The following is a 20,959-nucleotide window of genomic DNA, read 5'->3' as shown; positions in this document are numbered from 1 at the left end:
GAACCTTAAACCTTGGCACAGTATCTACGACAGTCCGGGGTACCGTGCCGTCCGAGACATCACGGTCTCGTGAGGATTGCGTCTGACATGCGCTTGTGTGCCGTCGGTCCGTCCGGACACCCCCGTCGCCCGGTCCGCACCGGTCGACCTTGTCACACCCGGGGCAGTGACTCCACCCCGATGCCCCCCTCGATGGCCAGGATCCGATGCAGCCGGGTGGCCACCAGCAGGCGCTGCATCTGCGGCGGTACGTCGCGCAGCACCAGGCGGCGGCCGCAGCGGCCGGCCCGCCGGTGGGCACCCATGATGACCCCGAGTCCGGTGGCGTCCCAGGAGTCCAGCTCGGACAGGTCCAGCACCAGGTCACCGACTCCGTCGTCGACGGCCGAGTGCAGGACCGTACGGGCGTCCGCCGCGCTGCGGACGTCGAGGCGGCCCCCGACGACCAGCTCGGCGTGGTCGCCCCTGATGTACATATGCGCTCCCCGAGAGTGCGTGTCCTACTCCGTGAAAGTAATGTCAGGTGATGCAACTTCTGACTGCGTTCGACGGTCGGAGGTTGCCATCTGTAAGCGAACCGATACCGAATTCACCCTCAGGAGGGACGCTCCCGGGGCTTGTACGTTTTCAGAGGTGGTTCAGAGGCTCCCCGCACTGATGTCTCAGTACGTGTAGAAGCCCTGCCCGCTCTTGCGTCCGATGTCACCGGCGTCAACCATCCGGCGCATCAGCTCCGGCGGTGCGAACTTCTCGTCCTGCGACTCGGTGTAGATGTTGCCGGTGGCGTGCAGCAGAATGTCGACGCCGGTGAGGTCCGCCGTGGCCAGCGGGCCCATGGCGTGGCCGAAGCCCAGCTTGCAGGCCAGGTCGATGTCCTCGGCGGTGGCGACGCCCGACTCGTACAGCTTGGTGGCCTCGACGACGAGCGCCGAGATCAGACGGGTCGTCACGAAGCCGGCGACGTCCCGGTTGACGACGATGCAGGTCTTGCCGGTGGACTCGGCGAACTCCCGTGCGGTGGCGAGGGTTTCGTCGCTCGTCTTGTAGCCGCGGACCAGCTCGACGAGCTGCATCATCGGCACCGGCGAGAAGAAGTGCACACCGACGACCCGTTCGGGACGTTCGGTGACCGCCGCGATCTTGGTGATCGGGATCGCGGAGGTGTTGGAGGCGAGTACGGCCTCCGGACGCACGATCTTGTCGAGCGCGCGGAAGATCTCGTGCTTGACCTCGAGCTTCTCGAAGACGGCCTCGACGACGATGTCGGCGTCGGCGACCGCGTCCAGGTCGGTGGTGGTGGTGATGCGGGCCAGGGCTGTGTCGGCGTCGTGCGCCTCCAGCCTCCCCTTGCTCACGAACTTGTCGTACGAAGCCTGGATGCCGCCCACGGCACGGTCCAGCGCCTCGTCGGTGACGTCACGCAGGACCACGTCCCAGCCCGCCTGTGCGGAGACCTGGGCGATGCCGGAACCCATGAGTCCGGCCCCGATGACGGCGAGCTTCCCTGCCACTCCGACTCCCCTTACGCACTGTTTAGGTATGCCTCTTGGGCGGACCCTAGCGCTCGTGAGGGGCACGGAAACCGGTAAGTAACGCGTGTCACGGTCTCAGGACGTGAGACAACCGTCACGTCTCGTCAGATCGGCCGACACGCACGGTGCGGTCGGCCGCCTCCCCGGCCCGGCTGACCGGCCCTCAGGACGCCCCGGGCGGGCCGCGAGGCGGCGCGCGCGTGCGATCCTCGGGTGCGGCTTACGCTGGTCGCATGGTCAATCTGACGCGTATCTACACCAGGACCGGCGACCAGGGCAGCACCGCCCTCGGGGACATGAGCCGGGTCGCCAAGACGGATCTGCGGATCTCGGCGTACGCCGACGCCAACGAGGCCAACGCGGCGATCGGGACGGCGATCGCGCTGGGCGGGCTGGCCGAGGAGGTCGTCAAGGTGCTCACCCGGGTGCAGAACGACCTGTTCGACGTCGGCGCGGACCTGTCCACCCCCGTGGTGGAGAACCCGCAGTTCCCGCCGCTCCGGGTGGAGCAGTTCTACGTCGACAGGCTGGAGGCGGACTGCGACCGCTTCAACGAGCGGCTGGACAAGCTCCGTTCCTTCATCCTGCCGGGCGGCACCCCGGGCGCGGCCCTGCTGCACCAGGCCTGCACGGTCGTCCGGCGGGCCGAGCGGTCCACCTGGGCCGCGCTGGAGGTGCACGGCGAGGTGATGAACCCGCTGACCGCGACCTACCTCAACCGCCTGTCGGACCTGCTCTTCATCCTGGCCCGGACGGCCAACAAGGACGTCGGCGACGTGCTGTGGGTGCCCGGCGGGGAGCGCTAGCGGCCCCGGCCCGAGGGGAGTTGGGGACACGACAGCCGTATACAGGATGGTCCAGACCTATTGACCGGTGGTCCAGACCTTTCTATTCTCGCGGCACCATGGGCATGAAGGCTCAGTCATGCCCACGTCATCCCCGATCGAGAGGGAGGCGCAGCATGCGCTTCAGACACCGAGCCGTGGCAGGGTTCGCGACCCTGTTGCTCCCCCTGGCCGGCCTGGTCGGCCTCGCGAGCCCCGCCCAGGCCGCGACGACGGCCACCGCCGCCTACGCCAAGACCCAGGACTGGGGCACCGGCTTCGAAGGCAAGTGGACCGTCACCAACACCGGGAGCACCGCGCTCAGTTCATGGACCGTCGAGTGGGACTTCCCCTCCGGGACCTCGGTCACCTCCGCCTGGGACGCGGACGTCACCTCCTCCGGCACCCACTGGACCGCCAAGAACAAGTCCTACAACGGCTCACTCGCCCCCGGCGCCTCCGTCTCCTTCGGCTTCAACGGCGCCGGCTCGGGCTCGCCCAGCAACTGTCTCCTCAACGGCGCCAGTTGTGACGGCGGGACCACGGTCCCCGGGGACTCGGCGCCCTCCGCGCCCGGCACCCCGACGGCCTCCGGCATCACCGACACCTCCGTCCAGCTGAGCTGGTCCGCGGCCACCGACGACAACGGCGTCAAGAACTACGACGTGCTGCGCGACGGCAAGGTCGTCTCCACGGTCACCTCCACGTCGTACACCGACACGGGCCTGACCGCCGGCACCGACTACTCGTACACCGTGCAGGCCCGCGACACCGCCGACCAGACCGGCCCGGTCAGCGGCTCGGTCGCCGTGCACACCACGGGCGGTACGACCACTCCCCCGGCCACCGGTGACAAGGTCAAGCTCGGCTACTTCACCGAGTGGGGCATCTACGGCCGGAACTACAACGTCAAGAACCTGGTGACGTCCGGCTCGGCCGCGAAGATCACGCACATCAACTACGCCTTCGGCAACGTGACCAACGGCCAGTGCGCGATCGGCGACTCCTACGCCGACTACGACAAGGCGTTCACCGCCGACCAGTCGGTGAGCGGCGTCGCGGACACCTGGGACCAGCCGCTGCGCGGCAACTTCAACCAGCTGCGCGAGCTGAAGGCCAAGTACCCGAACATCAAGGTGCTGTGGTCCTTCGGCGGCTGGACCTGGTCCGGCGGCTTCGCCCAGGCGGCGGCCGACCCGGCCGCGTTCGCCGACTCCTGCTACAACCTGGTCAAGGACTCCCGCTGGGCCGACGTCTTCGACGGCATCGACATCGACTGGGAGTACCCGAACGCCTGCGGGCTGAGCTGCGACACCAGCGGCTCGGCGGCCTTCAAGAACGTGATGGCCGCGCTGCGCGCCAAGTTCGGCTCCTCCGCGCTGGTCACCGCGGCCACCACCGCCGACGCCTCGTCCGGCGGCAAGATCGAGGCCGCCGACTACGCGGGCGCCGCACAGTACGTCGACTGGTACAACGTGATGACGTACGACTTCTTCGGCGCCTGGGACGCCACCGGCCCGACCGCCCCGCACTCGCCGCTCACCTCGTACACCGGCATCCCGAAGGCGGGCTTCACCACCGCCGACGCGATGGCCAAGTTCAAGGCGATCGGGGTACCGGCGAGCAAGCTGCTGATCGGCATCGGGTTCTACGGCCGCGGCTGGACCGGTGTCACCCAGGACGCCCCCGGCGGCACCGCGACCGGACCGGCCACGGGCACCTACGAGCAGGGCATCGAGGACTACAAGGTCCTCAAGACGTCCTGCCCGGCCACCGGCACCGTCGCGGGCACCGCGTACGCGCACTGCGGCAGCAACTGGTGGTCGTACGACACTCCCTCGACCATCGCCGGGAAGATGAGCTGGGCCAAGACCCAGGGTCTGGGCGGCGCGTTCTTCTGGGAGTTCAGCGGCGACACCAGTGACGGCGAACTGGTGGGCGCCATCAGCTCCGGCCTGTCGTAGGCCGCACGGAGGAGAAAATCAACTAGGCGACGTTGACGCGCTGACCGGGCGGGGCTGCTTCCAGCCACGCGAGGAATCCGGTCAGCGCGTCTTCGCTCATGGCGAGTTCGAGCCGGGTGCCGCGATGGGCGCAGGCGAGGATCACCGCGTCGGAGAGCAGCGCCAGCTCCTCCTCGCCCTCGGGGAGCCGGCGGCCGGCCACCTCGATCTGGGCGCGCTCCAGCACCCGGCGGGGGCGGTAGGCGTAGGAGAAGACGCGGTACCACTCGACGCTGTCGCCGTTGTAGCGGGCGACGCCGTAGCTCCAGCCCTTGCCGCTCGTGTCCGATTTCTCGGGGACGTCCCAGCGCAGGGAACAGTCGAAGGTGCCCCCGGAGCGCTGGATGAGTCTGCGGCGCAGGCCGAACAGGAAGAGTCCCACCACCACGAGCGCGACCACGATTCCGCACACAGTCAGAGCGAGGAACATCGACACCGACCTCCTCGTCTCCTAGGTAATGGAACGTAAAAAACACCCGGATCTACTTCAGCCGCGGCTGGGACCGGATGGCTCCGGTCCCAGCCGCGGCTGAGTCACATCATCGCGCAGGGCTCCCCCAGAGCCTGAACGGCCTGGGAGGTGCCCCCGTCGTCAACGCGCCGTCGCGGCCCGCAGCCGGACGTCCGCGCGCCGCTCGGCGGTGGCGTCGCCCTCCGCCTTCGCGCGCTCCAGCTCCCGCTCCACGCGCTGGACGTCGATCTCGTCCGAAAGCTCGGCGATCTCGGCCAGCAGCGACAGCTTGTTGTCCGCGAACGAGACGAAACCGCCGTGCACGGCGGCGACGACCGTTCCACCATCACTCGTACGGATGGTCACCGGGCCCGACTCCAGCACACCGAGCAGCGGCTGGTGACCGGGCATGACGCCGATGTCGCCGGACGTGGTGCGCGCGACGACCAGGGTGGCCTCGCCGGACCAGACCTGGCGGTCCGCGGCGACGAGCTCGACATGCAGCTCAGCAGCCAAGGGTGCTCCTCGGGTCACCACCCGGCGGGTCCGCCGGGTGTTGGGGTCAATTCTAATGGGCGTGAATGAGGGGGCGGGACGCGCCCGCCCCCTCACGCGAACTCATACCGAGTTCAGGAGACGCCGAGCTCCTTGGCGTTGGCCTTGAGGTCCTCGATGCCACCGCACAGGAAGAACGCCTGCTCCGGGAAGTGGTCGTACTCGCCGTCGATGATCGCGTTGAACGCGGCGATCGACTCGTCCAGCGGGACGTCCGACCCGTCGACGCCGGTGAACTGCTTGGCGACGTGGGTGTTCTGGGACAGGAAGCGCTCCACGCGACGGGCGCGGTGGACGACGAGCTTGTCCTCTTCGCCCAGCTCGTCGATACCGAGGATCGCGATGATGTCCTGGAGGTCCTTGTACTTCTGCAGCACCGTCTTGACGCGCATGGCGGTGTTGTAGTGGTCCGCCGCGATGTAGCGGGGGTCCAGGATCCGGGACGTGGAGTCCAGCGGGTCCACGGCCGGGTAGATGCCCTTCTCGGAGATCGGACGGGAGAGCACCGTCGTCGCGTCGAGGTGGGCGAAGGTGGTGGCCGGGGCCGGGTCGGTCAGGTCGTCCGCGGGGACGTAGATCGCCTGCATCGAGGTGATCGAGTGACCACGGGTCGAGGTGATGCGCTCCTGGAGGAGACCCATCTCGTCGGCCAGGTTCGGCTGGTAGCCCACCGCGGAGGGCATACGGCCGAGCAGGGTCGAGACCTCGGAACCGGCCTGCGTGAAGCGGAAGATGTTGTCGATGAAGAACAGCACGTCCTGCTTCTGCACATCGCGGAAGTACTCCGCCATGGTCAGACCGGCCAGGGCCACGCGCAGACGGGTGCCCGGGGGCTCGTCCATCTGGCCGAAGACCAGCGCGGTCTTGTCGATGACGCCCGAGTCGGCCATCTCCTCGATGAGGTCGTTGCCCTCACGGGTGCGCTCGCCGACACCGGCGAACACGGAGACACCGTCGTGGTTGTTGGCGACGCGGTAGATCATCTCCTGGATGAGCACCGTCTTGCCGACGCCGGCGCCGCCGAACAGACCGATCTTGCCGCCCTTGACGTACGGGGTCAGCAGGTCGATGACCTTGACGCCGGTCTCGAACATCTCGGTCTTCGACTCGAGCTCGTCGAAGTTGGGGGCCTTGCGGTGGATGGACCAGCGCTCGCCCTCGTACTGCTCGTCGACGTTCAGCACGTCACCGAGGGTGTTGAACACCTTGCCCTTGGTGAAGTCGCCGACCGGGACGGTGATGCCGTCGCCGGTGTCGGTGACCGCGGCCTGGCGGACCAGACCGTCGGTGGGCTGCATGGAGATGGTGCGGACCAGGCCGTCACCCAGGTGCTGGGCGACCTCCAGGGTCAGCGTCTTCTTCTCGCCGGCGTTGGCCGGGTCGGCCACCTCGACGTGAAGGGCGTTGTAGATGTCCGGCATCGCGTCGACGGGGAACTCCACGTCGACGACCGGGCCGATGACCCGGGCGACGCGGCCCGTGGCCGTCGCGGTCTCAACAGTGGTCATTATCGGTCACTCCCCGCGGTCGCGTCGGCCAGGGCGCTGGCGCCACCGACGATCTCGCTGATTTCCTGGGTGATTTCGGCCTGGCGGGCCGCGTTGGCAAGACGGGAGAGCGTGTTGATCAGCTCGCCCGCGTTGTCGGTGGCCGACTTCATCGCGCGCCGCGTGGCAGCGTGCTTCGAAGCCGCCGACTGGAGCAGCGCGTTGTAGATCCGGCTCTCCACGTAGCGCGGCAGCAGGGCGTCGAGGACGTCCTCCGCCGAGGGCTCGAAGTCGTACAGCGGGAGGATCTCGTCGCCCTTGGCGGCGCCCTCCTCCGCGACCTCTTCGAGGCTGAGCGGCAGCAGCCGGTCGCCGAGCGCCGTCTGCGTCATCATCGACACGAACTCGGTGAAGACGATGTGGAGTTCGTCCACGCCACCGTCCGCCGTCTCGGTCTCGATGGCCTCGATCAGCGGCGCCGCGACCTTCTTGGCGTCCGCGTACGAGGGCTCGTCGGTGAAGCCCGACCACGACTCCGCGACCTTGCGCTCGCGGAAGTTGTAGTGGGCCAGACCGCGGCGGCCGACGATGTAGGTGTCGACCTCCTTGCCCTCCGCCTCAAGACGCGCCGTCAGCTGCTCGGCGGCCTTGATGGCGTTGGAGTTGAAGGCACCGGCCAGACCGCGGTCGCTCGTGAGGAGCAGCACCGCGGAACGCGTCGGCGTCTGAGCCTCGGTGGTCAGCGGGTGCTTGGTGTTCGAGCCGGTACCGACCGCGGTGACCGCGCGGGTGAGCTCGGTCGCGTACGGCGCGGAGGCCCGCACCTTGCGCTGCGCCTTGACGACACGCGAGGCGGCGATCATCTCCATCGCCTTGGTGATCTTCTTGGTCGCGGTGACGGATCGGATGCGACGCTTGTAGACCCGGAGCTGGGCTCCCATGAGTCAGGTCCCTTCCTTACGTCACTTGGCCGCGGCCGGGGCGTCCTCGCCGAGAAGCTTGCCGTCCGAGGTCTCGAACTGCTTCTTGAAGTCGGCGATGGCGTCGGCAACAGCGGTGAGGGTGTCGTCCGACATCTTGCCGCCCTCCTTGATGGAGGTCATGAGGCCCTGCTCCTTGCGGTGCAGGTACTCCAGCAGCTCCTTCTCGAAGCGGCGGATGTCGGCGACCGGGACGTCGTCCATCTTGCCGGTGGTACCGGCCCACACGGAGACGACCTGGTCCTCGGTCGGCATCGGCTGGTACTGAGCCTGCTTGAGCAGCTCGACCAGACGCTGGCCACGCTCCAGCTGCGACTTCGACGCGGCGTCCAGGTCGGAACCGAAGGCGGCGAACGCCTCCAGCTCGCGGTACTGGGCCAGGTCCAGACGCAGACGGCCGGAGACCTGCTTCATCGCCTTGTGCTGCGCGGAACCACCGACTCGGGAGACGGAGATACCGACGTTCAGCGCGGGGCGCTGACCGGCGTTGAAGAGGTCCGACTCCAGGAAGCACTGGCCGTCGGTGATGGAGATGACGTTGGTCGGGATGAACGCCGAGACGTCGTTGGCCTTCGTCTCGACGATCGGCAGACCCGTCATGGAACCGGCGCCCAGCTCGTCGGAGAGCTTCGCGCAGCGCTCCAGCAGACGGGAGTGCAGGTAGAAGACGTCACCGGGGTAGGCCTCGCGGCCCGGCGGGCGACGCAGCAGCAGGGACACGGCGCGGTAGGCGTCGGCCTGCTTCGAGAGGTCGTCGAAGATGATGAGGACGTGCTTGCCCTCGTACATCCACTGCTGGCCGATGGCCGAACCGGTGTACGGCGCCAGGTACTTGAAGCCGGCCGGGTCGGACGCCGGGGCGGCGACGATGGTCGTGTACTCCAGCGCGCCGGCCTCTTCCAGGGCGCCACGCACGGAGGCGATGGTCGAGCCCTTCTGGCCGATGGCGACGTAGACGCAGCGGACCTGCTTCTTCGGGTCGCCCGAGCGCCAGTTGTCGCGCTGGTTGATGATCGTGTCGACGGCCAGGGCGGTCTTGCCGGTCTGGCGGTCGCCGATGATCAGCTGACGCTGGCCGCGGCCGACCGGGGTCATCGCGTCGACGGCCTTGTAGCCGGTCTCCATCGGCTCGTGCACCGACTTACGGGCCATGACGCCGGGAGCCTGAAGCTCCAGCGCACGGCGGCCGGACGTCTCGATCTCGCCGAGGCCGTCGATCGGGTTGCCGAGCGGGTCGACGACGCGGCCGAGGTAGCCCTCGCCGACCGCGACGGAGAGGACCTCACCGGTGCGCTGCACCGGCTGACCCTCCTCGATGCCGCTGAACTCGCCGAGGACGATGGCGCCGATCTCGCGCTCTTCCAGGTTGAGCGCGAGGCCGAGGGTGCCGTCCTCGAACTTCAGCAGTTCGTTGGCCATGGCCGAGGGAAGACCCTCGACCTTCGCGATGCCGTCGCCGGCAAGGGTGACCGTACCGACCTCCTCGCGCGAGGCCGCGTCCGGCTGGTACGACTGGACGAAGTTCTCCAGCGCGTCCCGGATCTCCTCCGGCCGGATCGTGAGCTCCGCCATCTGGGTTCCCTGCTCTCCTTGTTGGGCCCGAAGTTTCACTTGGGGGGTCTGGGGGCGACCCCCAGGATTCTTCTTGTACGGCCCAACCGGGCCGTCGTAAGTACGTACTGCTCTTGAGTTGGGTCAGCTCGCCATGCGGCGGGCCGCGTCCTCGAGCCGGTCCGCGATGGAACCGTTGATGACCTCGTCACCGACCTGCACCCGGATCCCGCCGACGACCTCGGGGTCGACGTCGAGGTTGAGGTGCATCGTGCGGCCGTAGAGCTTCGCGAGGGCGGCGCCCAGGCGCTGCTTCTGCGGCTCGCTCAGCACGACCGCCGAGGTGACGACGGCGACGACGCGGTTGCGGCGCTCCGCGGCGAGCTTGGAGAGGGCTTCGAGGCCCGCTTCCAGGCTACGTCCTCGCGGGACCGTCACAAGGCGCGTGACCAGACGCTCGGTGGCCGGCTTGGCACGGCCGCCGAGCAGCCGGTGCAGCAGCTCGACCTTGGCGGCGAGGGTGGCCTTGCGGTCGGTGAGCGCGGCGCGCAGCTCGGTGTTGGAGGAGACGATCCGGCCGAACCGGAACAGCTCGTCCTCGACGTCGTCCAGCGCACCGGACTTCTGCGCGGCCGTGAGGTCGGCGATGTCCGCCAGCTCCTCCAGCGCGTCCACCAGGTCACGGGGCTGCGACCAGCGCGAGCGGACCGTGCCGGAGACCAGGTCGGCGGCGGTCTCGGAGACCTGGCCGCCGATCAGCCGCCGGACCAGCTCCGCCTTCGCCTCGGCGGACTGCGCCGGGTCGGTGAGGACCCGGCGCAGGCCCGCCTCGCGGTCGAGCAGCGCGGTGACGGCCGCCAGTTCGTCGGCGAGCCGCGTCGCGTCCACGGACGTCGCGTCCGTCAGCGCGTCGAGACGCTCACGTGCGGCTGCCAGGGCCTCCCGGCTCGCTCCGTGGGCTGTCATCGAGCCGCCTCGGCCTTCTCCTCGAGCTCGTCGAGGAAACGGTCGATCACACGGCTCTGGCGGGCGTGGTCCTCCAGGGACTCGCCGACGAGCTTGCCGGCCAGGTCGGTGGCCAGGTGGCCCACGTCCTGACGGAGCGACTGCGCCGCGGCCTTGCGGTCGGCCTCGATCTGGGCGTGGCCGGCGGCGACGATCTCCTCGCGCTGACGCTGGCCCTCGGCCCGCATCTCCGCGATGAGCGTGGCGCCCTGCTCCTGAGCCTCCTGGCGCAGGCGGGCGGCCTCGTGGCGGGCCTCGGCCAGCTGCGCCTTGTACTGCTCAAGGACGCTCTGGGCCTCGACCTTCATGGCGTCGGCCTCTTCGATACCGCCTTCGATCGCCGCGCGGCGCTCCTCCAGAACCTTGTTGATGTTCGGAAGCAGCTTCTTCCAGAAGAAGAAGAACACGATGGCGAAGGCGATGGTGCCGATGAGCAGCTCGGGACCGGCGGGAAGGAGCGGGTTCTGCTCCGTCTCCTCGGCCGCCAGCTGCGCCAGGTTGGCGATCACATCAGTGCCTTTCGTCGATGCGTGTCAGTAAGGAAGGGGGACTTACTTACCGAACACGAACGGCATAACGATGCCGATGAGGGCGAGCGCCTCACAGAACGCGAAGCCGAGGATCTGGTTGGCGCGGATCAGGCCGGCGGCCTCGGGCTGACGGGCCAGGGCCTGGGTGCCGTTACCGAAGATGATGCCGACGCCGACGCCGGGGCCGATCGCGGCGAGGCCGTAGCCGATGGAACCGAGCGAACCGCTGACAGCAGCAAGGGTCTCAGTGGCAGCCATGCTGATTCTTCCTTCTCTTTCATGGACCGGCGGGGGTTGGCCACCGGACGTTCAAGGGGTGTGGAGGTGAGGCTCAGTGGTGCTCGGCGAGAGCGCCCTGAATGTACGAGCAGGCGAGGAGCACGAAGACGTACGCCTGGACCGCCTGGACGAAAAGCTCGAAGAGGATCATGACGATGGTCATGACGAAGGAGACGCCCGCTGCCGGGATCATCCAGCTGTTCAGCAGGTACCAGGAGGCGACGGTGAACATCACCAGCATCAGGTGACCGGCGAACATGTTGGCGAACAGTCGCACCGCGTGCGTGAAGGGGCGCACGATCAGGTTCGAGATGAACTCGATGACCATGACCAGCGGCAGCACCGCGCCGAGCGACTTGTCGTAGCCCGTGACGTTCTTGAAGAAGCCCACGAAGCCGTGGCGCTTGAAGGTCAGGCCGACCCACAGGATCCAGACCAGCGCGGCCAGGACCACCGGGAAGGCGAAGACCGAGGAGACCGGGAACTGGGCCAGCGGGATCACGGACCAGATGTTCATGATCCAGACGAAGAAGAAGAGGGAGACCATGAGCGGTACCCACTTCTCGCCCTCGCGCTTGCCGAGCGTCTCGTAGACGATGCCGCGGCGCACGAAGTCGTAGCCGGCCTCGCCGACCATCTGGAGCTTGCCCGGGACGACCTTGGCGTTGCCGAAGGCGACCCAGAAGAACGCCACCACCACGAGGGAGGTGAGCAGCGCGAGCAGCATCACCTTGTTGAACTCGAACCCGCCGACCGTGGCGAGCGGGGCGAAGAGGAACGAGTGCAGGCCCGGAGCCGGGAAGCCACACCCGTTGTCGGACATGATCCGACAACTCCAGTCAAAGGCGAGCTGGGTCTGGTCAGCACTCACCGCGGGCTCCTTCGGCGTGACGCATGGGTACGGCAACCTCGTTGTGTCGGCGCGGCGCGCGGCCGCGGATCGGCACCGGACTGGTGTTACGGATGTGGGGGCGGCTGAGGGGCATCGAGCCTCGCGATGAAGCAGGCGTCAGCTCGGATGCCCGCGCCCGCGATGCCGCAGTTGGCACCGGACGATAGCAGGAGTTCTCACAAGCATTTATCCCGCCCCTACGCCTCACGACGGCGACCCCGTCTTCTCGGGCTTCTCGCTCTTCTCGGAGTCCGGGTCGACGTAGAAGATCTTGGCCTTCATGTGCGCACGCGCCTGCGCGGCCATCCACACGACGGTGGCGAGGACGAGCGACGCGGCGAACGTCTTCGGATCGAAGAGCGAGGTGTCCTTGAAGAGGGAGACGAAGATCAGGAGGAGCAGCAGCTGGGCGACGTAGAGCATCAGGCCCATGGCCTGGAACAGCTGGGGAAGCGATTTCGCCGTCCGCTGGAGGACGTACAGGCCGACCCCCATGAACAGGACGGCCAGTACCGTGCCCACGACCGCGCCCAGCGCACCCTTGCCACCCGCGACCGCGGCACTGACGGCGACGGCGATCACGCCGACGGCAGCAGTGGGCACAGCGGTCTGCAGAAGGTTCCGGGCGTCATTGGACGGCATGGCGGCAACTCCGCTTTCACAGGGGGCAGGTGTCGTCATGGACGAGCGTAGTCCCGGTCGGAGGGGCGAAAACCTCACGCCGTCCTCACGCCAATGGACCGTCGCACTTGGGTCCTTCGACTCTGTCCGGGGTTCTCGTGAACCGTATCACAAACTATTTGATGAGGTCTTTACCTGGTAGGTGTGCTGGCTGTCACACATGAGAGTGAAGCTGCGCGTCTGAGCGAATACCGGGTCGTTGTGTCTGGTATTAGGGGCCTTTGCTCCCCCACGACTTGGCAATGCTCTAGTCAGATTCTTACCTTGGCGGGGTCAGCGCGAGCTCTCGGGAGCGCGCCGGTCCGGGAAGCGCGAACGGGCCCCGACGGCCGTCGCACCATTGGCCCCGGCCACTCCCGCGGTCACCGGAGAACGGTCCTGCGCGCAACTCTCCTCGGCCGTCTCCGGCACAACGGCGTTCGCCGCCTGGGGAGTTGCCGCGGCCGGCGCCTCGGCCGCCAGAGCGGCCCTGCGCCGCCGGTAACGGGGCGGCACGATGGCCTGCGCCCACATCGGGGCCCGCGGCGTGAACCGCGGCAGCAGGAGCAGCCCCAGGCCGACCGCGCTGAGGAACACCACACCGAGCACGATCCACATGGACGCGGAGTTCACCGAGTAGGCCAGCGCCCCGAAGGCGATCAGCGCCGACCAGAAGTACATGATCAGCACCGCCCTGCTGTGCGAGTGCCCGATCTCCAGCAGCCGGTGGTGCAGGTGCCCCCGGTCCGCCGCGAACGGCGACTGACCGCGCCAGGTGCGCCGCACGATGGCCAGCACCAGGTCGGCGGCCGGCACCGCGATGATCGTCAGCGGCAGCAGCAGCGGGATGTAGACCGGCACCATCTGGTGGACGGTGTTGCGCTCGGAACCGGCGAACAGCTTCATCGCGTCCGGGTCCACCTGGCCCGTGACCGAGATCGCGCCGGCGGCCAGCACCAGGCCGATCAGCATCGAGCCGGAGTCGCCCATGAAGATCCGCGCCGGGTGCATGTTGTGCGGCAGGAAGCCCAGGCACATGCCCATCAGGATCGCCGAGAACAGCGTGGCCGGGGCGGCCGCCTCGATGCCGTACGAGTACCAGATGCGGTAGGCGTACATGAAGAACGCCGCGGCCGCGATGCACACCATGCCGGAGGCCAGGCCGTCCAGGCCGTCCACGAAGTTGACCGCGTTGATGGTGATGACCACCAGCGCCACCGTCAGCAGCGTGCCCTGCCACGGGGTGATCGCCACCGTGCCGACACCCGGGATGGGCAGCCACAGGATCGTCAGACCCTGCATGACCATGACGCCCGCGGCGATCATCTGGCCGCCCAGCTTGATCAGGGCGTCGATCTCGAACTTGTCGTCGAGGACACCGATCAGCCAGATCAGCGCGGCACCGGAGAGCAGCGCCCGCGGCTCGTTGGAGTTCTCGAAGACCTCGTTGAGGTTGGTCATGTGGTCGGCGACCAGCAGCCCCGCGCAGAGCCCGAAGAACATGGCGATCCCGCCGAGCCGCGGAGTCGGCTCCCGGTGCACGTCACGGGCCCGGATCTGCGGCATGGCCCCGGCCACGATCGCGAACTTGCGCACCGGCCCTGTCAGCAGATACGTCACCGCGGCCGTGATGCAGAGCGTCAGCAGGTATTCACGCACGGGCTTCCCCACAGGTCTCGCTGGCCATCACAGCCCCACACCCTAGCGAGGGACGCATATGTATGGGGACTTCCGGGTAGCGAGGATGGTTGCACGGATGGCTGTGAGCGGCACTTACATCGGGTGTACGACGCTGCGCCTACCCCGTCTCAGCCGGGATACGGCGGAAATCTACCGGTCAGCTCGCGCACCTCGGCACGCACCCCGCCCACCTCCGCGGTGCCGCGCAGCACGCCCGCGAGCAGCTCCGCGATCCGGGCCATCTCCGCCTCGCCCATGCCCTGCGTGGTCACGGCGGCCGTGCCGAGCCGCAGCCCCCGCGCGTCACCGTGCGGCAGGGCGCAGCAGTCCAGGACGATCCCGGCGGCGGCCAGCCGGCCCCGGGCGGTGCGGCCGTCGGTGCCGAGCGGCAGCGGGTCGGCCGTGATCAGGTGCGTGTCCGTGCCGCCCGTCGTCACCGCGAACCCCTCGCCTGCCAGCGCGGCCGCCAGCACCCGCGCGTTGGCGACCACCTGGTGGGCGTAGGCGGTGAACGCCACGGTCGCCGCCTCGCCGAAGGCGACCGCCTTGGCGGCGATGGTGTGCATCTGCGCGCCGCCCTGGGTGAACGGGAACACGGCCCGGTCCAGCCGCTCGGCCAGCTCCGGCGAGCCGCACAGCAGCATCCCGCCGCGCGGCCCGCGCAGCACCTTGTGCGTCGTCGCGCACACCACGTCGGCGTACGGCACCGGGTTCGGCGCCGCTCCCCCGGCCACCAGCCCGATGGGATGGGCCGCGTCGGCGATCAGATAGGCGCCCGCCTCGTCGGCCACCTCGCGGAAGAAGGCGTAGTCGATGTGGCGCGGATAGGCGATGGAGCCGCACACGATCGCCTTGGGCCGGCGCGAGCGGGCCAGCGTCCGCACCTGGTCGTGGTCGATCAGCCCGCTCTCCGCGTCGACGCCGTACCCGACGAAGTCGAACCAGCGGCCGGAGAAGTTCGCCGGTGAGCCGTGCGTGAGATGGCCGCCGTGGGGCAGGCCGAGGGCGAGCACGGTGTCCCCGGGGCGCAGCAGGGCGGCGTACGCGGCCAGCACGGCGGACGACCCGGAGTGGGACTGCACATTGGCGTGCGCGGCCCCGAACAGGGCCTTGGCGCGGTCGACGGCCAGCCGTTCGGCGACGTCGACGATCTCGCAGCCGCCGTGGTGCCGGGCGCCCGGGTAGCCCTCGGCGTACTTGTTGGCGAGCGGCGAGCCGAGCGCGGCCAGCACGGCCGGGGAGGTGAAGTTCTCGGCGGCGATCAGCTGGAGCGACGTCGACTGCCGGGTCAGCTCGCCCAGCAGGACCTCGGCCAGCTCCGGATCCTGCCGTCGCAGCGGATCGGCCTCGACGAGGGTAGGGGTGACCGACATGGCGGGCTCCGGGCGGTCGACGTTGACGTACGACCAATGTAGGCCCGGGGCGGACGGGGTGCGCGGTGGTACGGCGCCCCGGGTGCTCCCGCCTACATCCGCGCGGGCACGCCGGTGAGCGCCGTGACCACCGGGTCCAGCGCCTCGTGTATCTCGACCCCGATGGACTGGAAGAACGGCAGCGGGGCGCCGTACGGGTCGTACACCTCGTCCGCCTCCGCCGTGGGCGCCAGCAGCCAGCCGCGCAGCGCGGCGGCCGCGCGGACCAGGGCGCGGGCGCGGATCACCACGCCGTCGGTGAGCGGCGGCAGGGTCGCCGGGTCTATCGCGCGGACCAGGCGGGTGAACTCCTTGAGCGTGAAGGTGCGCAGGCCCGCCGAGTGGCCCATGGAGATGACCTGGGCGCGGTGGTCCCGGGTCGCGGTCAGCACCAGGTCGGCGCGGATGACGTGCTCGTCGAGCAGCTCCCGTCCGGTGAACCCGGTCGGGTCCGCGCCGAAGTCGGCCAGCACGGCCTCCGCGTTGGCCTCCATCGGGGCGCCCTCGTGGCCCCAGGTGCCCGCGCTCTCCACGATCAGACCGCCGCCGAGAAAGGTGCCGAGCCGGTCCGTCACGAGATGGCGGGTCAGCCGCTCGGTGATCGGCGAGCGGCACACGTTGCCGGTGCTGACGTGGAGGATCCGGAAGCTGTCGCGAGGCAGCCCCACGAACGTCGTCGTGATCTCCGCCGCGCTCTCCCCGTTGCCTATGCCACGCCCCGCGTCAGGGGCTGTCAATTCGCCACCTCGAGGTCGGGTACGACCTTGCGCAGCTCCTCCGCCGAGATCGCGCCGGCGCGCAGCAGCAGCGGCACCTCACGGGTGACGTCGACGATCGACGAGGGCACGTTGCCCGGGGTCGGACCGCCGTCCAGGTAGACGGAGACGGAGTCGCCGAGCATGTCCTGCGCCGCGTCACAGGTCTCCGGCGACGGGTGGCCGGTGAGGTTGGCGGAGGAGACGGCCATCGGGCCGACCTCGGTGAGCAGCTCGATGGCGACCGGGTGCAGCGGCATCCGGATGGCGACCGTGCCCCGGGTGTCGCCCAGGTCCCACTGGAGGGACGGCTGGTGCTTGGCGACGAGCGTGAGGGCGCCCGGCCAGAACGCGTCGACCAGCTCCCAGGCCAGCTCGGAGAAGTCGGTGACGAGACCGTGGAGCGTGTTCGGGGACCCGATCAGCACGGGGGTGGGCATGTTGCGGCCCCGGCCCTTGGCGTCGAGGAGGTCGGCGACCGCCTCCGAGGTGAACGCGTCGGCGCCGATGCCGTACACCGTGTCGGTGGGCAGGACCACGAGTTCGCCCCGGCGGACGGCGGACGCGGCCTCGCGCAGACCCGTCACGCGGTCGGTCGCGTCGTTGGTGTCGTATCGCCGTGCCATGTCTAGCGGGCCTCCTCGTACACGAAGTACACGTACTTCCGGGATTCCCGGGGCTTCCGGGACTGGGTCTGGGGGGTGCTCACGGCAGCGCCTTGCGGGCGGTCGCGAAGCGGGGGCGCTTGTTGAGGTCCGGGTGGTCGGCCGCGTCGGCCCAGCCCCGCTCCTCGGTGAAGATCCACGGCACCTGGCCGCCCTGGGTGTCGGCGTGCTCGATGACGACGACACCGCCCGGGCGCAGCAGCCGGTGCGCGGTGCGTTCGATGCCCCGGATGAGGTCGAGGCCGTCCTCGCCGGAGAACAGGGCGAGCTCCGGGTCGTAGTCGCGGGCCTCGGGGGCGACGTACTCCCACTCGGTGAGCGGGATGTAGGGCGGGTTGGAGATGACCAGGTCGACCTGGCCGTCGAGGTCGTGGAAGGCGTCCAGGGCGTCTCCCTGGCGCAGGTCGACCCTGGAGCCCGCCATGTTCTTGCGGGTCCACTGGAGCGCCTCCTCGGACAGCTCCACGGCGTGCACGCGGGAACGCGGCACCTCCTGGGCGAGGGCGAGCGCGATGGCGCCGGAGCCGGTGCACAGATCGACGATGCACGGCTCGACGACGTCCATGGCGCGCACGGCGTCTATGGCCCAGCCGACGACGGACTCGGTCTCCGGCCGGGGCACGAACACCCCCGGCCCCACCTGGAGCTCCAGATACCGGAAGTAGGCCCGCCCGGTGATGTGCTGGAGCGGCTCGCGCTGCTCCCGCCGGGCGATGGCCTCCCAGTAGCGGGCGTCGAAGTCGGAGTCCTTGACGGAGTGCAGCGCGCCCCGCTTCACGCCGTGCACGAACGCGGCGAGCTCCTCCGCGTCGTTGCGCGGCGAGGGCACGCCGGCGTCGGCCAGCCGCTGGGCGGCCTGGGCCACCTCGGCGAGCAGCAGGTTCACGCTGGTCCTCCGTGTAGTAACTCGTACCTCTTGTGCGGCCCTCTTACGCGGCTGCCAGCTTCGCGGCCGAGTCCGCGTCGACACATGCCTGGATCACCGCGTCGAGGTCGCCGTCCAGGACCTGGTCCAGGTTGTACGCCTTGAAGCCGACACGGTGGTCCGAGAGTCGATTCTCCGGGAAGTTGTACGTGCGGATCTTCTCGGAGCGGTCGACGGTGCGGACCTGGCTGCGGCGGGCGTCGGCGGCTTCCTTCTCCGCCTCCTCCTGTGCCGCGGCGAGCAGCCTGGAGCGCAGGATACGCAAGGCCTGCTCCTTGTTCTGCAGCTGGCTCTTCTCGTTCTGGCAGGAGGCGACGACTCCGGTGGGGATGTGCGTGATGCGCACGGCGGAGTCGGTGGTGTTGACGGACTGTCCGCCGGGCCCGGAGGACCGGTAGACGTCGATGCGCAGGTCGTTCGGGTTGATCTCGACGTCGACCTCCTCCGCCTCCGGCGTGACGAGCACACCGGCCGCGGAGGTGTGGATGCGGCCCTGCGACTCGGTCGCCGGCACGCGCTGCACGCGGTGCACCCCGCCCTCGTACTTCAGCCGCGCCCAGACGCCCTGTCCGGGCTCGGTGGCCCCCTGGCCGCCCTTGGTCTTCACGGCGACCTGGACGTCCTTGTAGCCGCCCAGCTCGGACTCGGTGGAGTCGATGATCTCGGTCTTCCAGCCGACGCGCTCCGCGTACCGCAGGTACATCCGCAGCAGGTCGCCGGCGAACAGCGCGGACTCGTCGCCGCCCGCCCCGGCCTTGATCTCCAGGATGACGTCCTTGTCGTCGGACGGGTCCCGGGGGACGAGCAGGAGGCGCAGCTTCTCGGTGAGCCCGTCGCGCTGCTTGTCCAGTTCCTTGACCTCGGCGGCGAAGTCGGGGTCGTCGGCGGCCAGTTCGCGCGCGGTCTCGATGTCGTCGCCGGTCTGCTTCCAGGAGCGGTACGTGGCGACGATCGGGGTGAGCTCGGCGTAGCGCTTGTTCAGCCTGCGCGCGTTGGCCTGGTCGGCGTGGACCGACGGATCGGCGAGCTTCGTCTCCAGGTCTGCGTGCTCGACGACGAGTTCCTCGACGGCCTCGAACATGTTTGGGCTCCTGATACTGCTACTGCGGGCGGGAGGGAAGGCGGGCGACCAAAAACGCCGGTCCCGGGCACACCCCTCGCGGGAGCGTGGCCGTGGACCGGCGAAATGGGGCTCGCTACTTCTTGGAGCCGGCGGCAGCCTTGCCGAAGCGGGCCTCGAAGCGGGCCACACGGCCACCGGTGTCGAGGATCTTCTGCTTGCCCGTGTAGAACGGGTGGCACTCGGAGCAGACCTCAGCACGGATGGTGCCGGACTGGATGGTGCTACGAGTCGTGAACGACGCGCCACAGGTGCAGCTGACCTGCGTCTCGACGTACTCGGGGTGGATGTCGCGCTTCAAGGGATTCTCCTAGATTTCGGGAGGGCACCGGGTCGCCGTCGCGGGATGCGGGGCGTGAACCGGGGCCGACGTACCAGTCTGCCAGCACTGGCCGCATCCCCCAAAACCGAGGGGTCGGGTGATCTATTCCCCGCGCCGCAGAAGGGGCGCGGGGAACTGCGCGATCGGCCCCCGCCGGCCCGCGGCCGCACTACGACGTCACCACGCCCTTCGCCTGGCCCGTCGCCGTGCCCTCGGTCGCCGACGCCGGGATCGGCCGGTCGTTCTCCAGGGCGGCCCACACCAGCTTCGCCTTCGCCTCGACGACCACCACCCGGTTCGGGTTCGCCGGGTCGTACTCGACCGGCATGGTCACCATGTGCATGTTCTTCGCGTCGATGGACTTCAGGCCGCCCACGAAGTCGACCAGGGAGTTCACCGAGCCGAGGTCGGAGTCGGCGGTGATCGTCTTCGTCGCGGTGTCGGCCAGGTCGTACAGCCTCTTGGGGCTGGTGAGGACCCCGACCTGCTTGACCTGGCTGATCAGCGCCTTGACGAACGCCTGCTGGAGCTGGATGCGGCCGAGGTCGGAGCCGTCGCCCACACCGTGCCGGGTGCGGACCAGGCCGAGCGCCTGCTCGCCGTCGAGGGTGTGCGTGCCGGCCGTGAGGTCGAGGTGGCTCTCCGGGTCGGAGATGCTCCTCGTCGTGGTGACCGTGACCCCGCCCAGCTCGTCGACCAGCTTCTGGAAGCCGGAGAAGTCGACCTCCAGGTAGTGGTCCATGCGGATGCCGGTCAGCGACTCGACCGTCTTGACCGCGCAGGTCGCGCCCCCGGTGGAGTACGCGGAGTTGAACATCACGCCCGTCGCGGCGGCGTGCGTGCCGCCCTGCGCGTCGGTGCAGGCGGGGCGGTCGACGAGGGTGTCCCGGGGGATGGAGACCACGGCGGCCTTCTTGTGGCCCTCGTAGACGTGGACGATCATCGCCGTGTCGGAGCGGGCGCTGCCGCCGTCCGCGCCGCCGCCGAGCTTCCGGTTGGCGCCGGACCGGCTGTCCGAGCCGAGGACGAGGATGTTCTCGGAGCCGTTGCCGGCCTTCGTGGGCCGGTCGCCGCCGAGGGCCTGGTTGATGTCGACGGTCCTGAGGTTGCCGTTGAGCTTGACGTACAGGTAGCCGATGCCGGTGCCGCCCAGGACCAGGATGCCGGCGGCCGTCCAGGCCGCGGCCAGCAGCGCCCTGCGGCGCCCCCGTCGGGGCCCGCGGTGACCGGCGTCCTTCGTCCCGGGCCCGGGTATACCGGGTTCCGGAGTGCTCTGGGCGGACATGGGCTCCTCGGTTCTCGTACGGCTGCTCGCTCGCCCCCTGGGTCCA

General features: G+C 69.2%; 22 protein-coding genes. 2 read left to right on the top strand and 20 right to left on the bottom strand.

Going from position 1 to position 20,959, the window contains the following annotated elements:
• Positions 1–152 precede the first annotated feature (152 nt).
• Together ACZ619_RS17805 and ACZ619_RS17800 are read right to left on the bottom strand one after the other, a co-directional pair.
• Positions 153–476, bottom strand: a complete 324-nt coding sequence (locus ACZ619_RS17805; protein WP_031040714.1) for an STAS domain-containing protein — start codon at positions 474–476, stop codon at positions 153–155.
• Between the two features lie 186 nt (positions 477–662).
• Positions 663–1,511, bottom strand: a complete 849-nt coding sequence (locus ACZ619_RS17800; RefSeq protein ID WP_469599588.1) for a 3-hydroxyacyl-CoA dehydrogenase family protein — start codon at positions 1,509–1,511, stop codon at positions 663–665.
• A 254-nt stretch (positions 1,512–1,765) separates the two neighbouring features.
• On the opposite strand from ACZ619_RS17800, the gene ACZ619_RS17795 reads away from it, so the two are divergent.
• On the top strand, positions 1,766–2,338 hold the full coding sequence (locus tag ACZ619_RS17795; RefSeq protein ID WP_469599586.1) for a cob(I)yrinic acid a,c-diamide adenosyltransferase: 573 nt from the start codon (positions 1,766–1,768) through the stop codon (positions 2,336–2,338).
• Between the two features lie 155 nt (positions 2,339–2,493).
• Positions 2,494–4,320 (top strand): glycosyl hydrolase family 18 protein, encoded by a 1,827-nt coding sequence (locus ACZ619_RS17790; RefSeq protein ID WP_469599584.1) that lies wholly within the window; start codon positions 2,494–2,496, stop codon positions 4,318–4,320.
• 22 nt (positions 4,321–4,342) lie between these two features.
• Here ACZ619_RS17790 and ACZ619_RS17785 read toward each other — a convergent pair whose 3' ends face one another.
• From ACZ619_RS17785 to ACZ619_RS17700, 18 genes are all read right to left on the bottom strand, one after another.
• Positions 4,343–4,789, bottom strand: coding sequence for a DUF2550 domain-containing protein (locus ACZ619_RS17785; protein ID WP_469599582.1), 447 nt, complete (start codon positions 4,787–4,789; stop codon positions 4,343–4,345).
• 162 nt (positions 4,790–4,951) lie between these two features.
• Entirely contained in the window at positions 4,952–5,326 is a 375-nt protein-coding gene (locus ACZ619_RS17780) for a F0F1 ATP synthase subunit epsilon (RefSeq protein ID WP_469599580.1), read from the bottom strand.
• A gap of 113 nt (positions 5,327–5,439) precedes the next feature.
• Entirely contained in the window at positions 5,440–6,876 is a 1,437-nt protein-coding gene (atpD, locus tag ACZ619_RS17775) for a F0F1 ATP synthase subunit beta (RefSeq protein ID WP_469599707.1), read from the bottom strand.
• Complete coding sequence (locus ACZ619_RS17770) at positions 6,873–7,793, bottom strand: F0F1 ATP synthase subunit gamma (protein WP_469599579.1); 921 nt, start codon at positions 7,791–7,793, stop codon at positions 6,873–6,875. Before ACZ619_RS17770 ends, atpD begins: the two co-directional genes overlap by 4 nt.
• Positions 7,794–7,814: 21 nt before the next feature.
• Positions 7,815–9,404 carry a F0F1 ATP synthase subunit alpha gene (gene atpA / locus ACZ619_RS17765; RefSeq protein ID WP_469599577.1) on the bottom strand — a complete coding sequence of 530 codons (1,590 nt, stop codon included), beginning with the start codon at positions 9,402–9,404 and terminating at the stop codon, positions 7,815–7,817.
• Between the two features lie 123 nt (positions 9,405–9,527).
• Positions 9,528–10,349 carry a F0F1 ATP synthase subunit delta gene (locus ACZ619_RS17760; protein WP_469599575.1) on the bottom strand — a complete coding sequence of 274 codons (822 nt, stop codon included), beginning with the start codon at positions 10,347–10,349 and terminating at the stop codon, positions 9,528–9,530.
• Positions 10,346–10,897 (bottom strand): F0F1 ATP synthase subunit B, encoded by a 552-nt coding sequence (locus tag ACZ619_RS17755; protein WP_469599573.1) that lies wholly within the window; start codon positions 10,895–10,897, stop codon positions 10,346–10,348. Before ACZ619_RS17755 ends, ACZ619_RS17760 begins: the two co-directional genes overlap by 4 nt.
• 42 nt (positions 10,898–10,939) lie before the next feature.
• Positions 10,940–11,176 (bottom strand): ATP synthase subunit c family protein, encoded by a 237-nt coding sequence (locus tag ACZ619_RS17750; protein ID WP_015657805.1) that lies wholly within the window; start codon positions 11,174–11,176, stop codon positions 10,940–10,942.
• Positions 11,177–11,249: 73 nt separating this feature from the next.
• Positions 11,250–12,020 (bottom strand): F0F1 ATP synthase subunit A, encoded by a 771-nt coding sequence (gene atpB / locus ACZ619_RS17745; protein WP_469599706.1) that lies wholly within the window; start codon positions 12,018–12,020, stop codon positions 11,250–11,252.
• 273 nt (positions 12,021–12,293) lie between these two features.
• Positions 12,294–12,731, bottom strand: coding sequence for a hypothetical protein (locus tag ACZ619_RS17740; protein ID WP_469599571.1), 438 nt, complete (start codon positions 12,729–12,731; stop codon positions 12,294–12,296).
• A 312-nt stretch (positions 12,732–13,043) separates the two neighbouring features.
• Positions 13,044–14,408 (bottom strand): MraY family glycosyltransferase, encoded by a 1,365-nt coding sequence (locus ACZ619_RS17735; protein ID WP_469599569.1) that lies wholly within the window; start codon positions 14,406–14,408, stop codon positions 13,044–13,046.
• Between the two features lie 149 nt (positions 14,409–14,557).
• Positions 14,558–15,802 carry a serine hydroxymethyltransferase gene (locus ACZ619_RS17730; protein WP_469599567.1) on the bottom strand — a complete coding sequence of 415 codons (1,245 nt, stop codon included), beginning with the start codon at positions 15,800–15,802 and terminating at the stop codon, positions 14,558–14,560.
• Between the two features lie 92 nt (positions 15,803–15,894).
• Positions 15,895–16,578 (bottom strand): arsenate reductase/protein-tyrosine-phosphatase family protein, encoded by a 684-nt coding sequence (locus ACZ619_RS17725; protein WP_469599565.1) that lies wholly within the window; start codon positions 16,576–16,578, stop codon positions 15,895–15,897.
• Entirely contained in the window at positions 16,575–17,222 is a 648-nt protein-coding gene (locus ACZ619_RS17720) for an L-threonylcarbamoyladenylate synthase (protein WP_469599564.1), read from the bottom strand. The genes ACZ619_RS17725 and ACZ619_RS17720 overlap by 4 nt, the downstream gene beginning before the upstream one ends.
• 79 nt (positions 17,223–17,301) lie before the next feature.
• Positions 17,302–18,147, bottom strand: coding sequence for a peptide chain release factor N(5)-glutamine methyltransferase (prmC, locus tag ACZ619_RS17715; RefSeq protein ID WP_469599562.1), 846 nt, complete (start codon positions 18,145–18,147; stop codon positions 17,302–17,304).
• Positions 18,148–18,190: 43 nt separating this feature from the next.
• Positions 18,191–19,267, bottom strand: a complete 1,077-nt coding sequence (gene prfA / locus ACZ619_RS17710) for a peptide chain release factor 1 (RefSeq protein ID WP_469599560.1) — start codon at positions 19,265–19,267, stop codon at positions 18,191–18,193.
• Positions 19,268–19,382: 115 nt separating this feature from the next.
• On the bottom strand, positions 19,383–19,607 hold the full coding sequence (rpmE, locus tag ACZ619_RS17705) for a 50S ribosomal protein L31 (protein ID WP_030672379.1): 225 nt from the start codon (positions 19,605–19,607) through the stop codon (positions 19,383–19,385).
• A gap of 190 nt (positions 19,608–19,797) precedes the next feature.
• Entirely contained in the window at positions 19,798–20,913 is a 1,116-nt protein-coding gene (locus ACZ619_RS17700) for an LCP family protein (protein WP_469599558.1), read from the bottom strand.
• Positions 20,914–20,959 lie beyond the last annotated feature (46 nt).

This window comes from Streptomyces sp. NPDC104367, from assembly GCF_055583825.1.
Note: the sequence above shows the minus strand (reverse complement) of the source record. Positions and strands in the feature narration are given on the sequence as shown.

What these genes read in the sequence shown, in the direction of transcription:
- ACZ619_RS17805 (WP_031040714.1), bottom strand. Translation starts at nt 476, where the DNA reads ATGTACATCAGGGGCGACCACGCCGAGCTGGTCGTCGGGGGCCGCCTC.
- ACZ619_RS17795 (WP_469599586.1), top strand. Translation starts at nt 1,766, where the DNA reads ATGGTCAATCTGACGCGTATCTACACCAGGACCGGCGACCAGGGCAGC.
- ACZ619_RS17790 (WP_469599584.1), top strand. Translation starts at nt 2,494, where the DNA reads ATGCGCTTCAGACACCGAGCCGTGGCAGGGTTCGCGACCCTGTTGCTC.
- ACZ619_RS17785 (WP_469599582.1), bottom strand. Translation starts at nt 4,789, where the DNA reads ATGTTCCTCGCTCTGACTGTGTGCGGAATCGTGGTCGCGCTCGTGGTG.
- ACZ619_RS17770 (WP_469599579.1), bottom strand. Translation starts at nt 7,793, where the DNA reads ATGGGAGCCCAGCTCCGGGTCTACAAGCGTCGCATCCGATCCGTCACC.
- atpA (WP_469599577.1), bottom strand. Translation starts at nt 9,404, where the DNA reads ATGGCGGAGCTCACGATCCGGCCGGAGGAGATCCGGGACGCGCTGGAG.
- ACZ619_RS17760 (WP_469599575.1), bottom strand. Translation starts at nt 10,349, where the DNA reads ATGACAGCCCACGGAGCGAGCCGGGAGGCCCTGGCAGCCGCACGTGAG.
- ACZ619_RS17750 (WP_015657805.1), bottom strand. Translation starts at nt 11,176, where the DNA reads ATGGCTGCCACTGAGACCCTTGCTGCTGTCAGCGGTTCGCTCGGTTCC.
- atpB (WP_469599706.1), bottom strand. Translation starts at nt 12,020, where the DNA reads ATGTCCGACAACGGGTGTGGCTTCCCGGCTCCGGGCCTGCACTCGTTC.
- ACZ619_RS17740 (WP_469599571.1), bottom strand. Translation starts at nt 12,731, where the DNA reads ATGCCGTCCAATGACGCCCGGAACCTTCTGCAGACCGCTGTGCCCACT.
- ACZ619_RS17730 (WP_469599567.1), bottom strand. Translation starts at nt 15,802, where the DNA reads ATGTCGGTCACCCCTACCCTCGTCGAGGCCGATCCGCTGCGACGGCAG.
- ACZ619_RS17720 (WP_469599564.1), bottom strand. Translation starts at nt 17,222, where the DNA reads ATGGCACGGCGATACGACACCAACGACGCGACCGACCGCGTGACGGGT.
- prfA (WP_469599560.1), bottom strand. Translation starts at nt 19,267, where the DNA reads ATGTTCGAGGCCGTCGAGGAACTCGTCGTCGAGCACGCAGACCTGGAG.
- ACZ619_RS17700 (WP_469599558.1), bottom strand. Translation starts at nt 20,913, where the DNA reads ATGTCCGCCCAGAGCACTCCGGAACCCGGTATACCCGGGCCCGGGACG.